Source organism: Methanobrevibacter sp., from assembly GCF_045646045.1.
In the GTDB taxonomy this organism is placed as follows: domain Archaea; phylum Methanobacteriota; class Methanobacteria; order Methanobacteriales; family Methanobacteriaceae; genus Methanocatella.
The window spans coordinates 1-19,886 of record NZ_JAZRJY010000011.1; the positions used below are offsets into that span (position 1 = coordinate 1).

At 32.5% G+C, this 19,886-nt stretch carries 23 protein-coding genes; 9 read left to right on the forward strand and 14 right to left on the reverse strand.

Annotated features, from left to right (window positions below; genetic code table 11):
- The 4 genes from ACKI5C_RS00675 to ACKI5C_RS00690 all read left to right on the forward strand — a co-directional run.
- A partial coding sequence (locus tag ACKI5C_RS00675) for a DNA topoisomerase VI subunit B (protein ID WP_407431023.1) occupies positions 1–997 on the forward strand: 997 nt, incomplete at its 5' end.
- 8 nt (positions 998–1,005) lie between these two features.
- Complete coding sequence (locus ACKI5C_RS00680) at positions 1,006–2,103, forward strand: DNA topoisomerase IV subunit A (protein WP_407431025.1); 1,098 nt, start codon at positions 1,006–1,008, stop codon at positions 2,101–2,103.
- A gap of 103 nt (positions 2,104–2,206) precedes the next feature.
- Positions 2,207–2,479 (forward strand): metal-sensing transcriptional repressor, encoded by a 273-nt coding sequence (locus tag ACKI5C_RS00685; RefSeq protein WP_407431027.1) that lies wholly within the window; start codon positions 2,207–2,209, stop codon positions 2,477–2,479.
- Positions 2,480–2,693: 214 nt separating this feature from the next.
- Positions 2,694–2,921: a heavy-metal-associated domain-containing protein gene (locus ACKI5C_RS00690; RefSeq protein ID WP_407431029.1), complete on the forward strand. Its 228-nt coding sequence runs from the start codon at positions 2,694–2,696 to the stop codon at positions 2,919–2,921.
- Positions 2,922–3,081: 160 nt separating this feature from the next.
- Here the strand turns inward: ACKI5C_RS00690 and ACKI5C_RS00695 are convergent, their stop codons facing one another.
- Positions 3,082–4,023 (reverse strand): bile acid:sodium symporter family protein, encoded by a 942-nt coding sequence (locus tag ACKI5C_RS00695; protein ID WP_407431031.1) that lies wholly within the window; start codon positions 4,021–4,023, stop codon positions 3,082–3,084.
- Between the two features lie 32 nt (positions 4,024–4,055).
- The gene (locus tag ACKI5C_RS00700) at positions 4,056–4,766 is read right to left on the reverse strand and encodes a DUF4013 domain-containing protein (RefSeq protein WP_407431033.1); all 711 of its coding nucleotides are present in this window, start codon (positions 4,764–4,766) and stop codon (positions 4,056–4,058) included.
- Between the two features lie 236 nt (positions 4,767–5,002).
- Between ACKI5C_RS00700 and ACKI5C_RS00705 the strand changes: the two genes are divergently transcribed.
- Both ACKI5C_RS00705 and ACKI5C_RS00710 read left to right on the forward strand, forming a co-directional pair.
- Complete coding sequence (locus ACKI5C_RS00705) at positions 5,003–6,019, forward strand: phosphorylating glyceraldehyde-3-phosphate dehydrogenase (protein WP_407431035.1); 1,017 nt, start codon at positions 5,003–5,005, stop codon at positions 6,017–6,019.
- Positions 6,020–6,057: 38 nt separating this feature from the next.
- A complete protein-coding gene (locus ACKI5C_RS00710) occupies positions 6,058–6,894 on the forward strand; it encodes a TIM barrel protein (protein WP_407431037.1) in 837 nt (278 codons plus the stop codon).
- Here the strand turns inward: ACKI5C_RS00710 and ACKI5C_RS00715 are convergent.
- Positions 6,891–7,955, reverse strand: a complete 1,065-nt coding sequence (locus tag ACKI5C_RS00715) for a metallophosphoesterase (protein WP_407431039.1) — start codon at positions 7,953–7,955, stop codon at positions 6,891–6,893. The genes ACKI5C_RS00710 and ACKI5C_RS00715 overlap by 4 nt on opposite strands.
- Before the next feature lie 80 nt (positions 7,956–8,035).
- Here ACKI5C_RS00715 and ACKI5C_RS00720 point away from each other — a divergent pair, with 80 nt between their 5' ends.
- Together ACKI5C_RS00720 and ACKI5C_RS00725 are read left to right on the forward strand one after the other, a co-directional pair.
- Positions 8,036–9,157 (forward strand): AAA family ATPase, encoded by a 1,122-nt coding sequence (locus tag ACKI5C_RS00720; protein WP_407431042.1) that lies wholly within the window; start codon positions 8,036–8,038, stop codon positions 9,155–9,157.
- Positions 9,154–9,855, forward strand: coding sequence for a DUF4013 domain-containing protein (locus ACKI5C_RS00725; protein WP_407431044.1), 702 nt, complete (start codon positions 9,154–9,156; stop codon positions 9,853–9,855). The genes ACKI5C_RS00720 and ACKI5C_RS00725 overlap by 4 nt, the downstream gene beginning before the upstream one ends.
- On the opposite strand, the gene hemA is transcribed toward ACKI5C_RS00725, so the two are convergent.
- From hemA to ACKI5C_RS00740, 3 genes are read right to left on the reverse strand one after another with little or no spacing between them, the layout of a single operon-like run.
- A complete protein-coding gene (gene hemA / locus ACKI5C_RS00730) occupies positions 9,842–11,047 on the reverse strand; it encodes a glutamyl-tRNA reductase (RefSeq protein ID WP_407431046.1) in 1,206 nt (401 codons plus the stop codon). The two genes, ACKI5C_RS00725 and hemA, sit on opposite strands and share 14 nt — an antisense overlap.
- Positions 11,037–11,666, reverse strand: coding sequence for a bifunctional precorrin-2 dehydrogenase/sirohydrochlorin ferrochelatase (locus tag ACKI5C_RS00735; protein ID WP_407431048.1), 630 nt, complete (start codon positions 11,664–11,666; stop codon positions 11,037–11,039). Before ACKI5C_RS00735 ends, hemA begins: the two co-directional genes overlap by 11 nt.
- 1 nt (position 11,667) lies before the next feature.
- Complete coding sequence (locus tag ACKI5C_RS00740; RefSeq protein ID WP_407431050.1) at positions 11,668–12,150, reverse strand: methanogenesis marker 9 domain-containing protein; 483 nt, start codon at positions 12,148–12,150, stop codon at positions 11,668–11,670.
- A gap of 219 nt (positions 12,151–12,369) precedes the next feature.
- Between ACKI5C_RS00740 and ACKI5C_RS00745 the strand changes: the two genes are divergently transcribed.
- Positions 12,370–13,035, forward strand: a complete 666-nt coding sequence (locus tag ACKI5C_RS00745) for a M48 family metallopeptidase (RefSeq protein ID WP_407431052.1) — start codon at positions 12,370–12,372, stop codon at positions 13,033–13,035.
- 7 nt (positions 13,036–13,042) lie between these two features.
- Here ACKI5C_RS00745 and atwA read toward each other — a convergent pair whose 3' ends face one another.
- The 8 genes from atwA to ACKI5C_RS00785 form a co-directional block, all read right to left on the reverse strand.
- Positions 13,043–14,641: a methyl coenzyme M reductase system, component A2 gene (gene atwA, locus ACKI5C_RS00750; RefSeq protein WP_407431054.1), complete on the reverse strand. Its 1,599-nt coding sequence runs from the start codon at positions 14,639–14,641 to the stop codon at positions 13,043–13,045.
- A gap of 65 nt (positions 14,642–14,706) precedes the next feature.
- A complete protein-coding gene (locus tag ACKI5C_RS00755; RefSeq protein ID WP_407431056.1) occupies positions 14,707–15,417 on the reverse strand; it encodes an MJ0144 family RNA dihydrouridine synthase-like protein in 711 nt (236 codons plus the stop codon).
- 29 nt (positions 15,418–15,446) lie between these two features.
- Entirely contained in the window at positions 15,447–16,208 is a 762-nt protein-coding gene (locus ACKI5C_RS00760) for a GTP cyclohydrolase III (protein WP_407431058.1), read from the reverse strand.
- A gap of 17 nt (positions 16,209–16,225) precedes the next feature.
- On the reverse strand, positions 16,226–17,131 hold the full coding sequence (gene cofD, locus ACKI5C_RS00765) for a 2-phospho-L-lactate transferase (RefSeq protein ID WP_407431060.1): 906 nt from the start codon (positions 17,129–17,131) through the stop codon (positions 16,226–16,228).
- Between the two features lie 7 nt (positions 17,132–17,138).
- A complete protein-coding gene (locus tag ACKI5C_RS00770) occupies positions 17,139–17,903 on the reverse strand; it encodes a coenzyme F420-0:L-glutamate ligase (protein ID WP_407431062.1) in 765 nt (254 codons plus the stop codon).
- Between the two features lie 28 nt (positions 17,904–17,931).
- The gene (locus tag ACKI5C_RS00775; protein ID WP_407431064.1) at positions 17,932–18,558 is read right to left on the reverse strand and encodes an IMP cyclohydrolase; all 627 of its coding nucleotides are present in this window, start codon (positions 18,556–18,558) and stop codon (positions 17,932–17,934) included.
- A gap of 15 nt (positions 18,559–18,573) precedes the next feature.
- Positions 18,574–18,987, reverse strand: coding sequence for an ExbD/TolR family protein (locus ACKI5C_RS00780; protein WP_407431066.1), 414 nt, complete (start codon positions 18,985–18,987; stop codon positions 18,574–18,576).
- Positions 18,988–18,997: 10 nt separating this feature from the next.
- Positions 18,998–19,837, reverse strand: a complete 840-nt coding sequence (locus ACKI5C_RS00785; protein WP_407431068.1) for a MotA/TolQ/ExbB proton channel family protein — start codon at positions 19,835–19,837, stop codon at positions 18,998–19,000.
- Between the last annotated feature and the right edge of the window lie 49 nt (positions 19,838–19,886).

A 19,886-nucleotide genomic window follows, 5' to 3' on the forward strand; every position in this document is an offset into this window, starting at 1 on the left:
CCCAAAAGGTGTAAGTGCTGATGACTTAATGACAATGGCTAAAAACACCGACAGTAGAAGATATAAAAGTATGTTAACTTCTTCAATGACAAGGATGTCTAACAAAAGAGTGGATGAAATCGCTGAAGCAACTGGAATTGACATGAACAAACGTCCAAAAGCAATGACTTTCCCAGAAGCCGAAGCTATTGTACATTGTTTCAAGAAAATGAAATTCATGGCTCCTCCAACTGACGGCCTTATACCAATCGGATCAGAACAAATCGAAAAAGGTATGAAACAAATCCTTAAACCTGAATTTGTAACCACAATAACCAGAAAACCTGTAACCTATGCAGGAGGTGTCTCATTTATTATTGAGGCAGGATTGGCTTATGGTGGAAATTCCGGTAGAAAAGTTAATGAACAGAGAAAATCTGAAATTATGAGATTTGCTAACAGAGTTCCATTAACCTTTGATGCAGGAAGCTGTGCTATTACTGAAGCATTAAAAAGTATTGACTGGAAACGTTATGGTCTTAAAGATATGGACAATACTCCATTAACTTTATTTGTCAATATTATTTCAACTCAAGTTCCATACCTCTCAACAGGTAAACAAAGTGTTTCCCCAGAACCTGAAATTGTTCAGGAAATCAGACAAGCTACAATGAAATTAGCTCGTCAACTTCAAAAACATATTAGGCAAAAAAGAGCTGCTAAAGAAAAAGAAAAACGTTCAAAAGTATTTGAAGAATATGTACCTGTTATTATTGAAGAAGCTGCAAAACTTGGTGAAACAGGTGTTCCTGAATACCAGGAAGTCCTTGCTAAAGTAACCAAAAGAGCTCTTGCAGAATTGCTCGGTGAAAAAGTTGAGGAAGAAGAGGAAGAAGAAGAACTTGATGCAATCATCATGGAAGAACTTGATGAACATGGATATGCAGTTGATGAAGAACATAGTAACCTCAACTTCGATGAAGAAGAAGACGAAGATGAAGGAGATTTTGAAGAATAGGTGATTAAATGGCTGAAATTAAACAAGAAGGTAAATCACATAAAGAACTCAGAAAAGAGTACACTTTTAACAAGTTAAAAGGTTTAGGTGAAGAAATTATTGAAGAAATAGAAAAACAAAAAGTCCCTTCAATTAGAGTTCCTTCAAGAGGTACTGGAAACATTGTATATGATGATGCTAAAAGATACTATGTTTTAGGAGACAGATATGGTAGAAGGTCTCTTGGTAATGTAAAACAAATCAGAAAATTAGGTCAAATGGTTTATGTTGCTAATTTCTGTAAAGATTTGGTTGCAAGAGAAAAAACAGCTACCATCAGGGAAATGTATTATGTTTCCGAAGGTTGGGGAATAAGTTTTAAAACCCAGCAGGAATCAAACATTGTTGGAGAAGACTTGGAAGTTACATTAGGTACCACTCGTGAAGATTTAGGACTAATGCCTGAGGAAGACGGTGCATCTGTTTACGGAGACATCACTCTTTTTGATGAAGTGGAAATTAATGCGGCAAAAGTTGGAAAGTCAGGTTATACAATTTCTCCTACAATCGATCAGGTTGAATTCCTCGACCATAATGTAGATAAAGTATTGGCTGTGGAAACCATGGGGATGTTCCACAGGTTAGTGCAGGAAAATGCTCACAAAAGATTCAATACATTAATTGTAGGGCTCAAAGGACAAGCTGCCCGTGCTACAAGAAGATTCATTAAAAGAGTTAACCAGGAACTTGAATTACCAGTTTACATCTGTAACGACGGAGACCCTTGGGGATCCCACATTGCACAGGTTATTATTTCCGGAAGTGCAAAATTAGCTCACGTTAATCATGATTTAGCAACACCTGATGCTAAATTTATTGGAGTAACTGCGTCTGATATTATCAATTATGATTTACCGACCGATAAACTTAAAGATGTCGACGTTATGAGATTAAAAGAGCTTTCCAAAGACCCAAGGTATAAAACTGATTTCTGGCAAACTGAAATTAAGAAAATGCTCAAAATCGGTAAGAAAGCAGAACAGCAATCTTTCTCAAAATATGGGCTTGAATATGTTGTAGATACATATTTCCCAGCTAAATTTGAAGAAATGGAAAATCAAGCATAGATTTATGCTTTTTTCTTCTTTTTTTATTTTTTTTAAATTTCTTTTAGATAATCTTTATATACTATAAAATCCATATACCCTAGTAGGTATAGGTTGTGATATTTTGAAAGAATGTATGGATAGTGAAAATTTACATAGAAGACTTAAAAAAATCATCGGTCAGATTAATGCAATTGATCGTATGATTGATGAAGATATTCCATGTGAACAGATTCTAATGCAGGTTAATGCCTCTAAATCAGCACTACATAAAGTTGTACACATTATTGTAGAAGGACATTTGGAGCATTGCGTTAAAGGAGCTATCGATGATGGTAATGTTGATGATGCATTAGGCGATATCTCAACAATTTTAGAATATTATTCTAGAATTTAATTTTTTTTAAAATTATACCTATACCATAGGGAGTATACCTATATTCTGGAGTTGATAGAAATGATTTTAGAATGTGGAGAAGACAACATGGTGAAAATCATTTTCATAATACTATGTGCAATAAGTACACTAATGAGTTTTGTAGTCAACATACTGATTTAGTAAAACTTAAAGTTTATATTAGTCAAACTAAAAAGATATTAACATCGATAAAATGGAGAAAATAATTATGGCAATGGAAGAAAAAGAAATTAAAGTTGTAGGAATGCACTGTCCTTCCTGCGTAAATGCTGTACAATTGTCATTAACTGATGTTGATGGAATTGAAGATGCAAAAGCAGATTTAGACTCTGGAATTACTAAAATTACGTTAGATGCTGATAAGGTATCTGAAAACGATATTAAAGAAGCCGTTGAAGAAGCAGGATTCAATGTAGAATGAATCCTCACTATTTTTCTTTTTTATCTACTACATTAAACTGTAGAAAAAATCACCATTTTTACTAATGTCCGATTAAATTAATTACTCAGACCATAATTCACAAACATATCATCCCACATCAATTTTAATGCAAGGGTTTTTAAAAATAATTGAAGAGAATTTAATCATGATATTTGTTTAAAACATAAGCAATAACTGACCCGGCCAAATTCTGCCATACTGAATATAGCGCACCTGGAACCGTTGCCAAAGCCAAATTGGAAAAATGCGTTTTTGCAAGACCTGTGGATAAACCTGAATTTTGAAACGCAAGCTCAATAGCTATGGTAATAATTTGCTTTTTATTCATTCCGGATAAATACCCTATAACAAAACCGATTAACATTGCCAAACAATATTGCAATATAACAACGAGGATAATTATCATTGAAGATGAGAAAATTGCCTGCTTATTTGCACCTATAACCCCTGCAATAATCAAACAAATAACAATAGAAGACAATGCAGGAAGATAATCCTTTAATTTTTCACAGAAATCCGGAAATTTATAATTTAAAAGTAATCCCAATGCAATTGGAATAATAACTATTTCTACAATTGATATAAACATTTCAGTTGGATTGAAGGAAATCTGATTTCCAATTAATATTAATGTTATTAATGGAGTTAATATTGGAGATATAACCGTGGAAACAGCAGTCAATGACACTGATAGCGCCAAATCTCCCCTTGCAAGAAAAGTTATAACATCAGATGCAGTTCCTCCAGGAACGGTTCCAACTAGAACAAGTCCTGCCGTTAATGCAGCATCCAGATTAAATAAACTAGCAAGAGAAAGTGCCAATAGAGGCATGATTATATACTGTGCAGAAATCCCAATAGCTATTTCTTTAGGGCGTTTAAAAACTCGTATAAAATTATCTGCTTTTAACGTCGTACCCATAGTGAAAAGAACTAAACTTAAAAGTAAATTTAATATGTTAATTCCATTATAAGTATTCAAAACCCATTTAAATGAATTTGGATAAATTAATGCAACAGCAACAGCCAATAAAATTATTATAAAAAAATATTTTTCTATAAATTTAAAAACTCGTTTCATAGTATCAAAAAAATAAAAAAAGAATGGTTTAATTATACGTCGGAATATAATAAACCAGATGCTCTACCAGAAAAGAACATGACATAAACACCAATGAATCCCATTAGTATTCCACCAACAGTATTATTCCATCTCATGATAAGTGCACATATAAAGAATAATATGAAAGCTATTAAAAATACCATAATAATGAATAATAAAAGTCTGAGAATACCAACTCTTGAAATATCGCCAATTGCATCACCAATTGCTAAAGCCACACCCAAATCTTCAGTTTTTGCTAATCTGCATTGAGCCATAAATTGAGCTAAAGCGAAGATGACGAATAATATAAATGTTATTATAGCCATGATCCAGTTTTGTAAGAATAAACCTAAAATTGCGACAATAATTAATGGAATAATGTAATAAACTAAAGATACAACAAATAATTTTACACCATTGAAAAATTGTCTCATTACATCAAAACTAGGGCCGTCATTTCTTCTTTCAATACCGAATTTAATAATGTCCAATTGATAACCGGAAACTATAAATCCAACAAAAAGAGCAACAATAAATCCAATAAATCCTGAAGCTAAAGTTTCAACAACTTTACCGCCATTAATAGAAATAACCATACCTACAAATGAACTTCCAACAACAATACCAACAATAATACCTAAAATACCATAGACTATTAATGATTTAATGTTGTTTATAGGATATGCTAATGAATCTTTTAATATTTCACCTAAATCCATGTTTTTTCCTCCATTTAATTAATTATAAAAAAACTCCAAAAGAGAGTCATTACTAAAATATATTTATAATAGTATTTAAATAATAAGGTCAATTAGAAAAAAAATAGAAAAAAATCTCCAATAATCATTAAAATTTAAATGGATAGGAGAAATTAATTTAAAATATCAAATTATATATAATTAAAAAAATAAAAGTTTACTCATAAATTAAATTCTAAATTTTTAAAGGGATTAAAATGAAATCTGTTGCAATTAATGGATATGGAACTATAGGAAAAAGAGTTGCTGATGCTGTAGCAGCTCAAGACGATATGAAAGTAATTGGTGTAAGTAAAACTAGACCAAACTACGAAGCAAGAACTGCAGTCGAAGAAAAAGGTTATCCTTTATACATTGGAATTCCTGAAAGAGAACAAATGTTTAAAGATGCAGGAATTGAAATTGCAGGTACTGTTGAAGACATGATTCAAGAAGCAGATGTTGTTGTTGACTGTACTCCAGGAACTATTGGTCCGCAAAACCTTGAAATGTATAAAAAAGCTGGTGTTAAAGCTATCTATCAGGGTGGGGAAGACCATGAATTAACAGGTCTTTCATTCAATGCCATTTCTAATTATGATGATTCTTACGGTGCAGATTATACTAGGGTAGTATCCTGTAACACAACAGGCCTTACCCGTACTTTATCCACTATTGACCCAATAGCAGACATTAAAAAAGTTAGGGCAGTGATGGTTAGAAGAGGATCAGACCCATCTGAAATTAAAAAAGGTCCAATTAATGCTATTGTGCCTAACCCTCCAAAAGTACCATCCCACCACGGTCCAGATGTAAAAACCGTTATGGAAGGTATAGATGTTACTACAATGGCTTTACTCGTTCCTACTACTTTAATGCACCAACACAACATTATGGTTGAAATTAATAACAATGTGGAAACCGAAGAAATTGTTGAAGCTTTAGAAAAACGTTCAAGAGTTATTGTTGTTGATGCTGCTGAAGGTCTTGGATCAACAGCCGAATTAATGGAATATGCTAAAGAATTAGGTAGAAGTAGAAATGATTTATACGAAATACCAGTATGGAGAGAATCCATTAATGTCGTAGGAAATGAATTATTCTACATGCAAGCAGTTCACCAGGAATCTGATGTAGTACCTGAAAATATTGATGCAATTCGTGCACTTTTAGAAATGGAAAGTGATAACGAAAAATCAATAGCTAAAACCAACAAAGCAATGGGAATATTATAATTCCCCCAATTTTCTTTTTTTATAATATAAGGATTTAAATGAAAAATAAAGTATTTTTTGGACCTGCAGGAAGTCCTGTCAATTATAAGGGAGCAGCATATAAAGCTCCGAAATATATTCAAAGAATTGGACTTGACTCTTATGAATACCAATCCCCATATGGAGTTAGGATTGGTGAAAAATCTGCAAGAATATTAAAAGAGGAATCGGAGAAATTTGATATTTTAATTTCAATGCATGGCCCATATTACATTAATTTATGTGCTCGTGAAAGTGAAAAAATAGATAAAAGTATTGGCCATTTAATAGCTACTGCACGTGCCGGTGAATGGATGGGCGCCTATAGGCTTGTTTTCCATCCTGGATTTTATACTAATCAAAAACCGGACAAGGCAATGGAAGTTTCCAAACAAACCATTAATCGTTTATTTGAAGAACTTGAAGCAGAAGGCATTGAAGACTTTACTTTTGCACCGGAAACCACCGGCAAAAGAACACAACAAGGAAATATAGAAGAAATTGTTGAGTTATGTGCCAGTTTTGACCATTTTGAGCCAACAATTGACTTTGCACATATCCATGCTCGCGGAAGAGGTTACTTAACCAAAAAAGATGATTATAACTGCATCTTTTCAACAATCGAAAATAAATTGGATATTGACCGCCTGCATTGTCATTTTACAACTATCGAATACAGCCATGCCGGCGAGGTTAAACATCATACTTTAGATGAAAGTGATGAATATGGCCCTCAAATTGAAGATTTGCTTGCAAATCTAATAGATAATGGTTGGAATGCAAATATTATCTGTGAAACTCCACTTAGAGATATTGATGCATTGAAAATGAAAGAATTATATGAAAGTATGATTTAATTTTTCTTTAATTTTAATATTACAACTTCGGAGTCTGTTCCCCACCTTAATGGCTGGTCCATTGAACCTACTCCAGTTGTTACATTCAGATAATGGCCCAAATTATCCTGGAATAATCCCATATTATATTTAAAAACTATTTCTGAAATCCATTTTACAGGATAGAATTGACCTCCGTGAGTGTGACCTGAAAGCTGTATGTCAAAGCCCATTTTTGAGTGTTTACTCCATTTGCGTGGAACATGATAAATGATTATATTAGTTTTATCGGATTTTATCTCACTTTTCAGTTCTTCAGAAGTAGGCGTTTCAATATCACCAAAACTAAAGGACAAACCATAAAAATTTAAATCACCAATTACTAGAGATTCATTGTCCAAAACAATAATTCCCGCTTTTTTACATGCTTTTATTACATCTTCAATTCGGATATAGTAATCATGATTTCCTGGAGTAAAAATTATTGGCATATCCACATCCTTCAGAGCCATAAAATCATCCTCATTTACAATACACGAACCGTCAGCCAAATCTCCGGAAATTATAGCAGCATCACAGGTTTTTGATACCTCCATTAGAGTATCCCTTAGTTGAGTTATAATTTCCTTATGTCTGACTGAACCAAAGTGAACATCAGATAGGTGTGCAATATTTACTTCCTTATTTAAATTATCCAATTTTAAAGTTTTTTCATTGACAACTAATTTGTGTGCTTTATGATAAGCATAAACTCCAACCAACGGCACAATCAGCAATAAAACAGTCAGATTTAAGTTAAAGAAATATCTTACTGCATAAATAACAATAATGACCATGAAAAACATTAATAATGCCCACACCCAGATAGCGAAAATCTCTGATAATAATCGTGTTATAAATCTGGATTTTTTCTCTTCGAAAAACATTGGAGTGATTTGCATTATTCCCAAAAGGATTGTTATTGAAAGCAAAGTCAAATTATCCAAGGGATAGAATAACATGAACAGATACTTCAATAAAAAATATTCAAAAAGCATGTAAAAAGGAGTCATGAAAATGACCCGAAGTCTTCTGAAACTCATCAATATTAACTCCAAAATTTTAAATAATATGATAATATATATTAAGAATGTTATTATAAATATTTAAAATTGGTGATTTTTTGAAAAATAATTCTAAAAAAAGTGAATCCAAAGGCCAAAGCCAAAAATCCTCTATTTTTTCTACTGAAAATAAAAATAACGCAGAATGTGTTGTTTTAAAAACTGCAGGATATCCTTTTGACTTTGAATTAATGGAAAACACTTTAGAAATTACTGATAAAAGTCTATTTGAGCAGTATGCCCGAGACCAGTGGTTAGGTATGGAAGTTAATAGTAACTCATATCTTTTTGATCAAAAAATCATCCCCGATTTTGCATTTAAAGTAATATCTGTTAAACCTGAAAATTCAATAATAACAGAAAATACCAAAATCAATATCCTTATTGAAAAGGACAAAAATAACAATCTTAAATCAGCTAAAACCAACATAAAACTTTCAGACGTTGTTGGGCAGATTAATGCAAAGAATAAGATTAAAGTTATTGAAAAATTCTTAAAAGAACCTGAAGTATTTGGCGATTGGGCTCCAAAAAATGTTTTATTTTACGGCCACCCGGGTACGGGTAAAACCATGCTTGTCAAAGGGCTTGCGGGAGAAGTTGATGTTCCCCTGTATTTGATTAAAGCAACATCATTAATCGGAGAGCATGTTGGCGATGCCGCATCCAAAATACACGATTTATATGAAAAAGCTTCTAAAAATTCTCCATCAATAATTTTTATTGATGAAATTGATGCAATAGCCCTTCACAGATCATATCAAGCATTAAGGGGAGATGTTTCTGAAATTGTCAATGCACTTTTAACTGAAATGGATGGAATTAATGAAAACAAATCAGTTATAACAATTTGTGCTACAAACAACCCCTCTTCACTCGATAATGCTGTCAGAAGCCGTTTTGAAGAAGAAATTGAGTTTAAACTCCCCGAAGAAAATGAAAGAAAAGAAATATTTGAAATAAATATTAAAACATTGCCCCTAGATTGTGATTTGGATATTGAAAAATTAGTTAAAATATCTAAAAATATGTCCGGAAGAGATATTAAAGAGAAATTGCTTAAAACAGCATTACATCATGCAATAGCTAATGAAAATACAATTATTGATATGGGCGATATAGAATATGCTTTAAAATCCAGTAAAATTAAAATTAATGACGTCAAAGGAATGTTTGAATGAAATTTATTAGTCAAATTAAAGATGCTGCAAAATATACTTTTAGAGATTGGAAATCTATTGTTCTATTAGGCATTATTCTCTGCATTGCTTCAACTTCAGAAGAATTATATAGCGACAATCCTGTATTACTTGTCCTTATAATTGTTATTGGAGCTATAATAGTATTAATTGAAGAAGGATATAGATATATGATTATTAAAGAAACAATTGAAGGACACAACCGCCCACCAATTATCAGAAACTTCCCTAATCTAATAAAAGAAGGTTTTTCAGAAACTATTACTTTATTAGTTTATGTTTATGTGGCTCTAGCAATGAATAAAATCTCTGAAAGTTTGGGAGAATCATGGGTTTCTACAACAATCCAAATACTAATTTTTATTTCAATACTAATTATCTATTTATTACTTTTTGGATATCCAATTTATAAAGCACTGAATGGAAGCAAATTCCTTTCAGGATTCGATATTATTGGAATACTTAAGTTATATTCCAAAATAGGAATTGTACAAAGTTTCTTTTTAATTTTAATTGGAGCAATAAGTATGAACGTAATATATTCATGTGTTTTTAATATAGGTATTTTTGAAACATTTCATTTCATTGAATTTATACTATCATTCTTTATAAACCCTATCATATTGTTGTTTATAACCAGATTAATGGCGTTATGTGGTCGGGAAGCTATTCCTTCTTAAAATCAAAAATGTATTCTGCTGCTTCCAGTATGTCTGTTTTTTCATCGGCAGCGGCCTGTTTTAAGTTTTGTGAAATGTCAAAAAATATTTTATTAACAATCGAATTTGTTAGATTATTGAGAATTTTGCTACTTCCATCTACATGAGTCAACTTTGAAGATGCTTTTTTAGTTTCACGTTGTCTTATCTCTTCCATAGATGTCCTTAAACTTGATAGTAAATCTTCAACTTCCATTATTTTAAAGGAATTTTTAAGTAAATCATACTCATCTTTGATGATGATTTCCGCTTCATCAAATTCCTTCTCACGAAGCTTAGTATTATAATCTGCAATTTCACGTAAATCGTCAATATTGAATAATTTAACCCCAATTTCTTTAACATCATCTGAAATATCACGAGGATTTGCAATATCAACCATCATTAACTCACAATTTTTAAAACCGATGCCTTCAAGCCTTTGTTTAGTTATGATTGAATGGGGTGCACTGGTTGCACTGATTACCAAATCAGCATTTTTTAAATATTCGTCAAGCTGTGAAAATAAAATAGCAGTACCATCCAAATCCTCAGCAAGTTCAACAGCAACATAAAATGTCCTGTTTGCAACAAAAATAGCATGCAAATCTTTTTCAGCCAAAGCTTTAGCTACCAACTTACCCATTTTACCGGCACCAATGACCAGAACAGATTTGCCTGTCAAATCCCCCAAATGAGATTCCGCCAAATCAACTGCTGCAGAACCAATGGAAACAGAACCCTTATTAATATTAGTTTTATTTCTAACGACCTGACCTACATGAATGGCTTTTGTAAAAATTAAATCTAAAGATTTTCCGCAGTGATGATCTTTTGAAGCTTTGGCCTTAGCATCCTTTACCTGACCCAAAATTTGGTCTTCTCCAACAATCATTGACTCCAAACCAGAAGTCATCCTGAGAAGATGCATTACTGATACTCCACCATATTCAATGATAATGCTTTTATTTTCATGAGACAACAGTTCTTCATCCAAAGAAATATTATCATTGTGAATATAATATTCTTTACGATTACATGTGGAAATTTCAATATATTCATTAATGGAATACTTTTCCTGCAATTTCCAGAATAATTCATCTATTTCTTTTGAAATATTTTCCATAGATTGAATATCTGCAATTTTATGATCAACCCTCAAATTAAGTATCATTAAAATCCCTCATTATTAATTCACAAATAACAGCCTTTGCTTCATCTATTTCTCCAGATTGGATTAAATTTTGAATATTCTCATCTTCAAATATTTTATATAAATAATCTCTCCTATCTTTTTGATTAGGAATGTATTTTTTTAAAAGTGAACGTGAATAGTCCTGAAGTTCTATTTCCAGAATATCCTCTTCAGTTATAATGGACTGTATTCTTTTTCTCAATTGTCTTGCCATCAATGGACTTTTACCATTAGTAAAAATAGAAATTTGAATATCTCCAATATTGAAACTTGTTGGAACAATTATATCCCCATCATTTGGGAAATCTGCACGGTTAACCAGTTTATTTTGAGAAATATTGGAAACATAATCCGATAACTCTTTATCCCCGCTAGCCACTACGACCAAATCTGCCCAGCCAACCAGCTCATCCACTTCATCTGTTGGGTGCAACATAGCTCCTTTGCTTAGCAGTTCTTCACCGATAGAATTGCCCGCAAGCTTTACAATTGCCCCATGATCTAAAAATTTATTTGCTCTTCTAGTTGCAACTTCGCCAGTCCCTAAAATAAACACATTTAATCCAGAAGTTTTTAAATAGAGAGCAGTCCAATCCATTTTAATCAGAATCTTCTAAAGATTGTGCTTTAAGAACACTAACAGCACGTCTTAAATCATTATTACAATCAGTTAAGACTTTCATAGCCTCAATTTTTGAAATGTTGAATGTTTCGGCAAGTGCTTCTGCTTTTGCATCAGGTTCCGGTTTTTGAACACCAATCAACTTTTCAGAAAGCTCTTTTTTCAAATCTTCATACTCATCATAACTCATACCCATATTTCTTAGAGTCATGTCTCTCAAAGGACAAGGTTTGGACGGTTTACAACACCAAATTAATGATCCAAAACAAGTACCGGCACCTTCACCTAATCTTGTCTGTCTGCCAAACTCTGTTTTAATCTCAATATACTCTTGAGGAGTTAAGTTTACCTCTTCTAATGCATTTAAAATAGGGCACGGTTTGATTGGAGGGCAGCAAAAAGCAAGTCCCCTAACATCTCCACCCCTACATATATGAGACGGTGCATCTTCCCAAGTCATAATAAATCACCATAAATATAATATGATAATATCTCTTAATGACAATATATAATACTTTGTAAAAAAGCAGTTATTCATCAAAAATTACAAGTATTCAAAAATTACATATCATTAATTGAGATTATTTATATATTGGCCAAACCAATGCTTTGTTGCATATTATTTAATTAACTTAAATTAACTGATAAGAATAATTAATTATGATTCTGAGGTACACTAATGGAAATAAATGGAATTAATGTAATCATTCAGAGAAAAAATATTAAAAACATGTATCTTCGCGTTATTCCTCCTGAAGGTAGTGTTAAAATTTCTGCACCATATTTTGTTAGTGATGAACAGATTATCGATTTTATTAACACTAAAATGGATTGGATTTTAGAAAAACAAACACAAATAGCCAATAAAAATTACGTTCCCGCTTTAAAATATGTTAATGGTGAAAAGCATCTGCTATGGGGGGAAGAGTATAGTCTCCAATTGATAGCAAATAACATCAAAACTGCTTTTGTAAAAGAAAACACCATTTATCTTCCCGTTTCTAAGCGAAGCAAAATGAAAAACAGACAGAAAACATTAGAAAATTTTTATCGGACAGAACTTCAAAGAGAAATTGATAATATCTATGATAAATGTACAGATATTGTTGGCAAAAAACCCCGTGAAATCAAAATAAGGAAAATGAAGAATTGGGGTAATTGTAAACAGAATAAAGTGATTACACTTAATTTGAATTTAGCTAAAAAACCAAAAATATGTTTGGAATATGTTCTTATTCATGAATTATGTCATCTGATTGAATTTAATCATTCTAAAAAATTTAAAATGCTGATGGATAAAAATTGCCCTAACTGGCAGAAAATAAAAAAAATATTAAATGAATAAAAGAGAATTATTCTCTTTTAAGCATATCTTCTTTTTCGTCTGGTGTGAGTTGTTTAACGATGTCTTCGGGAGTACCAATATCCAATAATTTTCCTCCTCTCATTAAAGCAGCTCTGTCACAAACATCCAATACAAAGTCCATATCGTGAGAAATGATAATAAATGTTTGTTCTAATTCAGTACGTGCTTTTAAAATTGAATCTGTAACAACTACACGAGTAATAGGATCCATTGTTCCCGTAGGCTCGTCCAATACTACAAGTTTAGGTTCTTTAATAAGTACCTGTGCAAGAGCTACCCTATGTTTTTCTCCCACACTTAATTCATCAGGATATTTTTCTAAAATAGATGCTGCTGTTGAATCATCAAAACCTACAGTGGTCAATGAGTGAATAGCTTGAATTTTAGCAAATTCAGCAGGTAAATCCAAACTGATAGCATCAGTTAAGTTACCTAAAATATTCCTATGAGGATATAGTGAATATTCCTGGTGTAATAATCCAATATATGGCATGATACGTCCACGATTAAGAGGACCTACTTTTGTCATGTCAATCCATTCATCACCAAGTTTGATTTTAATATCTCCGCTACTTGGTTCAGTTAATCCCATTAACATTCTTGTTGTGGTGGTTTTTCCGGATCCACTTAAACCTACAATACCGAAAATTTCTTCTTTATTGATAGTTAAAGAAACACCGTCAACCGCTTTGATAACACCTCTTTCAATGGAATAGTAATGTTTTTTAACATCCTCTAAAACTACTTCAGGTTCACCAAATTCAGGAATTTCAGGTTTTTCTGGAATTGGTACAGTTGCCATGAAGTTGTCTACAACAGTTTCAGGTTCTCCATCTTCTTTAATCTCACCATTTTCAAGCCACACTACCTTATCTGCAAGTTCTACCATGACTTCAGGCCAGTGAGATGTGATAAGCATTGTGATTCCTTCATCCTTAACACCTTCTTTTAAAGTGTGGTGAAGTTTTACTGCAGTTTGAGGGTCCAAAGTACCTGTCGGCTCATCTGCTAAAAAGAGCATTGGATCTTTAGCAAGTTGCCTTGCAAGCACTACTCTCTGTTTTTCCCCACCACTTAAATCACGTGCGATGTGTGTAATACGGTGGTTCATCTGAACCATTTCCAATAATTCTAAAGACCTGTAAAGACCTTCCTCATATGGCATGCGGTCTCCAATAGCCCTCATTACATTTTCAATTACAGTTTCTTCATCATACAATGCGAAGTTACGTTGTAACATGATGGATATTCTTCTTCTAATAGCTGCGAATAATTTTCTATCACAGTTAAAGAAATCAACTTCCTGAACTGCTAAATCACAACCACAACTACATTTTTCTCCATCTTTTGAAGGTGATTCTATAGTTAAACAATTAGGACATACAGCAACATTAATTAATACTTTACCTGAATCAGGCCAATAATCTTTTGTTCCCCTAAGCATATTAATTAAAACAGATTTACCACTACCACTACGTCCTAAAATACCTAAGGTCTCCCCTTCTTCGATAGTTAAGTTAATATCTTTTAAAACATCCACACCATTAAATGATTTTGTAATGTTTTTAAGAGTTATAAAATTCATAAAAAATTCACCTATTGCATATACTAATAATAAATATAATCTTGAATGTTAATAATACTTTTGATTTAAAAATTAGAAATATCGAAATTTAGAGTTCCCGAAATTACTGCACGAGCTATTGAAAAGCCGTAAACTCCACATCGATACATTTTCCTTATTTTTTCAGCAGAATCGATTGAATTATTTCCTATCACTTTAATATTCGTATTATTACAAACATTTTCCAGCAATTCCCAGTCTGCATCAAAAACATTTGGGTCCATTGCATCCAGATGCAAGTAAGTGGCACCTGCATCTTCAATTATCTTTGCAACTTCCAAAGTATCGATATCAGGGACATTTCCCCTTATTTTAACAGACACTTCACTTTTTGAGTTATCAACAATTTGAGATATGTAATCAGAAAAATCTGGTCTCTTTAACATCTCCTGACCACAACCAATAGCCGTTATTTCTTCCTGGCGGCAATGACAATTAATTTCTATAATATCCAAGTCACTTATTTTAGAAGCTTCAATTATTGGTTCGGCAGTAGTTGATCGTACATTTGCACTGACACGTATGTCAGGATAGGCTTTTTTAATCAGATTTACTTCTTTTTCTATATGAGGAATAATCTCATCCAATTCAAAATGAAATTCTTTTCTTCCTCTTTCAATTATTTTTCGTGATGCTTCAATAGTCTTTTCATCCAAACTATATCCACCTAAAGTAACTACATCAAAACCAAATGGAATAACCCTATTTAAAAATTCAGCATTTGTTATTCCAGCCATTGGTGCAACTACTTTTATTTAAAATCCCCCTATTCCAGTTTTTCAACAACCCAAGTCCAAGGTTCATTGTTACGGTCACGAATTTCTTCAAGACCAATATCAGCCATGTATGCCGCATCTTCAGCATTTTTGCCTCTTCCAATTCCTGCTTTAAGGCCGATACCGATTTCTTCATCAATTTCACATAAAATTTCTTTGATTTCTTCTTCAGATAATCCGTTACATGGAGACATAAAGTTATCTCCACCAATAAAGAATAAGAGAGCTCCTTTTTTAATTAATTTAGTCATTAAATAATGTTGAGCTTTATTTACCATAAAACTAGTATCAAATGCTGATTCTATATCAGTTAATGTTTCAGTTACACTATTGATATCAATGTGTGCAGCCTGAACAAAACTGTCTTCTTCAGATACCAAACTGTCAATAGCTAAAATTTCTTTTCTTTCACCGGATTGGGCACTGCCTGCATTTTGAAGAGCTATGGTAGCTAATCTTTGAGCTTCATGAGGAGTTTCGGCTGCTCCAACACCCATACTTATGGTTATAGGATATCTGTTTCTAATTGATCTTTGAATTCTTAAATGGTCTTCCTCATTTAAACCATTTGAAATAGCAAGTAAATTATCAAATCTTGTAAAGAAAACCAAACCCTTTTTATTCCCAAAGTGGTTGTTTAAATCTGCAAATAAACTTGCTTGTAACATTTGTAAATCTGATTCTGTACGTGGCCTTGGAGTGACGGTCCAAGGACCATAATTATCAATTTGTATTAATGTCATTTGTATCATTAACATTACCGCCTAAATTATACGATGCCATCCAAGATTTTTTTTGCCAAATCAATTTTGACATCTGAACTATTCATTATTGTATTTGTAATTATTACTTTATTAATAATTTCGCCTAAAGTATCTTTTAAATTTTCATCTTTTTCATCAATTACCATTACATCTAAAAAATCCTTATACAACTTGGCAACACCAATTGAGGATACTTCAATACCTAAAGCTTTCATAAAACTAGATGCTGGACCTGAAACTGAATCATTACCAATTATCGGCGATACAGCCACAACATGGGTCTCTTTTAAAGCATCTTTAACTCCTTCAAGAGAAAGTATTGGTAATATTGATGTGATTGGATTTGACGGTCCGATTATTACCATGTCTGAATTTTTAATTGTATCAATTACACTCTCGGCAGGTGAAACATTTGAAAAAATTACATCTTCCACTTCAGGCTGGCATTGATGTTTTATTAAATAATCATGAAATTCCAGCTCACCGATATCGGTAATTATTTTAATATCTGATTGCTCATTACTCATGGGGATAATTTTTGAGTCTATACCCATATGTCTTCTTTGAATATCAACGCTTTCTTCAAGACTATGCGTTTGCATTAAAAGAGTCTTTTGTATTTTAGTAGCTCTGTCAATATCCCCTATTCTAAGCAACTCCGGAGATGATAATTCGGCAAGTCTTTCATTAGTGACAAATGTATCATTTTTAACACCATACCACAACTCATCATTAATCATGTCAGCCATTGTATATAATACAGTATCAATGTCTGCTGAAACATAAACGCCTGAAAAATAATTGTTTTCAACAGTATTAACAATAATCGCCAAATCTTTTGTATCAACAACTTCTTTAATACCTTGCAATAATTTTGGAGTACCTGTACCCCCAGATAAAACAGTAATCATAATATCACTATTTCCTAAATACATCAAATTCTTTTGGCCTGAGTAATGGCTTAATATCGGAACCGGTATTTCTTAAATGATTAAAAGCGCTGAACCCGGAAACAATAACTGCAGGAAAACCTTCATCAGCCTGACCCATAATTAACGAAGCCGCACTGGCCAATTCATCAGCAGTTGCAATTTCAGTTGTTTCCAATTCACGACCATATAAATCCTTTTCACCAATTCTGACCCATAAAGGATCAATACCACTACATCCAATAGCAGTTCCAATAGCACCTACCCTAAAAGCTCTTCCCTGAGTGTCTGTTATAATAACAGCCAAATCCTTATTAAATTCTGATTCTAAAAATTCTCTAATTTTTAAAGCAGATTCATCAGGATTTTCAGGAACTGGCGTAGCAAGTCCATCATCAACATTAGACTCATCAATAGCCGCATTTGCACAAACAAAACCATGTTTAGTCTCTGTAATAATAAAATTAGGGCCGACTTCAACAACTTCTGTCGAATTATCCAGAATGGCTTCAACAAGCTTAGGATCTTTTTTACAAATTTCCGCTATTTCAAATGCTTTTTCGGATGGTGTAATTTTATCCAATTCAATGATATTTCCTTCTGCTTTTGAAATTAAAGTCTCTGCTATTAAAATAATATCTCCATCTTTCAAATCATAATTCATTTCCAAAATAGATTCTTTAATGACTTCACCAATATTATCTCCAGATTTAACTAAAGGAATACCTTCTAAGCCAATTAATTTGATTTCCATAGTATCATCTTAAAAAAAAATAAAAAAATTATGGATTATAGACATCTATTGCCCATTCTCCATCAAAAACAGTAGCACAAGAAGTGACCGGTTTTTCATAATCTGCAAAAGTACCTTCATCAAAAATAAATTTAGCAGCCTCTGTTGCAGTTTTTGCAGTAAACTCAACAGGGTCAGGTGCCTGACTACCATATGTAGATATAAATGCAGCTTCACCATAAGGTACTTCTTCAACTAACAATTTTTTATCGTTAACAATTCCAATATAACATTCATATTCATCTTTTTTGTCTGAAGATGTTACAACACCAGCAATTCTTGGAGTGTTATAATCATCTTTTTCATAATCCATTGTAAGCAATGAATAAGCCAATGCATCTTTAATATTCATTCCTAAAGAGATTTTATCTGCAATAACGTCAGTATGAGAACCGTTTGATATGATTGCAGTATCGCCAACAATACGAAGACTGTTATAAGCAATATAGGTATTTTTGTAAATATCCTTCTCAAAACCTTCTTTTGGAACAACAGGTGCTCTGGTATCAAATTTCAAACATTGTCTGTTTGGAAATGATCTGCTAGATACCCTGTATGCAGCAAATGGTTTTCCATCACTATTCATTCCAATTGATAAAATCCTGCCCGTATACATAGAATCTCTCCCAAATTATACTCTTGGACGTTGAACAGCATCTTGAGGAGAAATTCCATTAGGAGTGACAATAATAATTTCTCCCGGCTTAATCGATATTTGTCCTTCATCCATAACTTTCGCCTGAACTCCAACAGCACCACCTGAAATGGCATCTGATCTATCGACACCATTAACGGTAACCTTGTGCAGGTTAGCAACAGGCACAATATAATATTCAGCATTTCCTGAAGTATCAGTTACATTAGGTTTACCGGTAGCCCCACTATCAGTAGCAGTGTTACTCGGTGAATCAACAGCTGCGAAATTACTTGTTACAACTAGAAAAATCATTATTGTAAATAAAATATCAATAAATGGAACCAAATTAATATTAGGCTTTTGGTCCGTTAAATACCTTTTTTTATAAGATTTAACATCGATTGCCATAATAACCACTTTATTGTCTCAATTTACTTTCAGTAATTTCAGCATTCACATTACATTTTTCCAAAATAATGTTGGAAATACTTTTATCCAACATACTTGGCTTAAAGGAAACCTTAATATTAGCATAAGGATCTGAAATTAATCTTGTATTAACAACACCTTCTGCTTCCTGAAGTGCTGCAACAGCACATTCCACATTAGCTTCCACTCTTACTTTAACTACAGCAAATCCCCAATTGGTCATTTTTGTAGCAAGTTCAATTTTATCCATTTCCGCTTCAATGAGCCCCTGAATATAAGTATAAATCGGTAAAAGAATAATAACAACAAACAACCCCATAATAGTGGTAGTTAGTGCTACATAAATACCTTCAGCCATTGCAGCAGAATTTGGATTTACACCTAAAGATTTAAAAGTCATCCAGATACCGATAACAGTACCAATTAACCCGATGAAAGGAGCGAGTTCAGTAATAGTTTTAATAGTGTTTAAACCTTTAGTCATCTTTGCGACTTCAACAATAAAAATCTGTTCCATACTCTCTTCAACTTCAGTTTTATTTTTATAACCTATTTTTAAAGTTTCAGAAATAATACGGGAAACAGGGTTTTTAAACCTATTAATCTGCTTTAATGCTTCAACAGCTCCTCCCCTTTCCATAGATGCAGTTACAACACCGAAAATTTCAGTGGTGTCTACACGACTAATTTTTTTAAGATAAGCAATCTTTCTAATGGCAATAATAAGACCATAAATACCTATGAAAAGAATTATATATGTTATAATTCCTCCCTGAGTAAAAATATCCATTATACCATTAAAGATTGGCGAGATATACTCAATAATCATAATTTTCCTCTACTAAATTGTTTATAAAATAATCATTTATAAGTTTAAT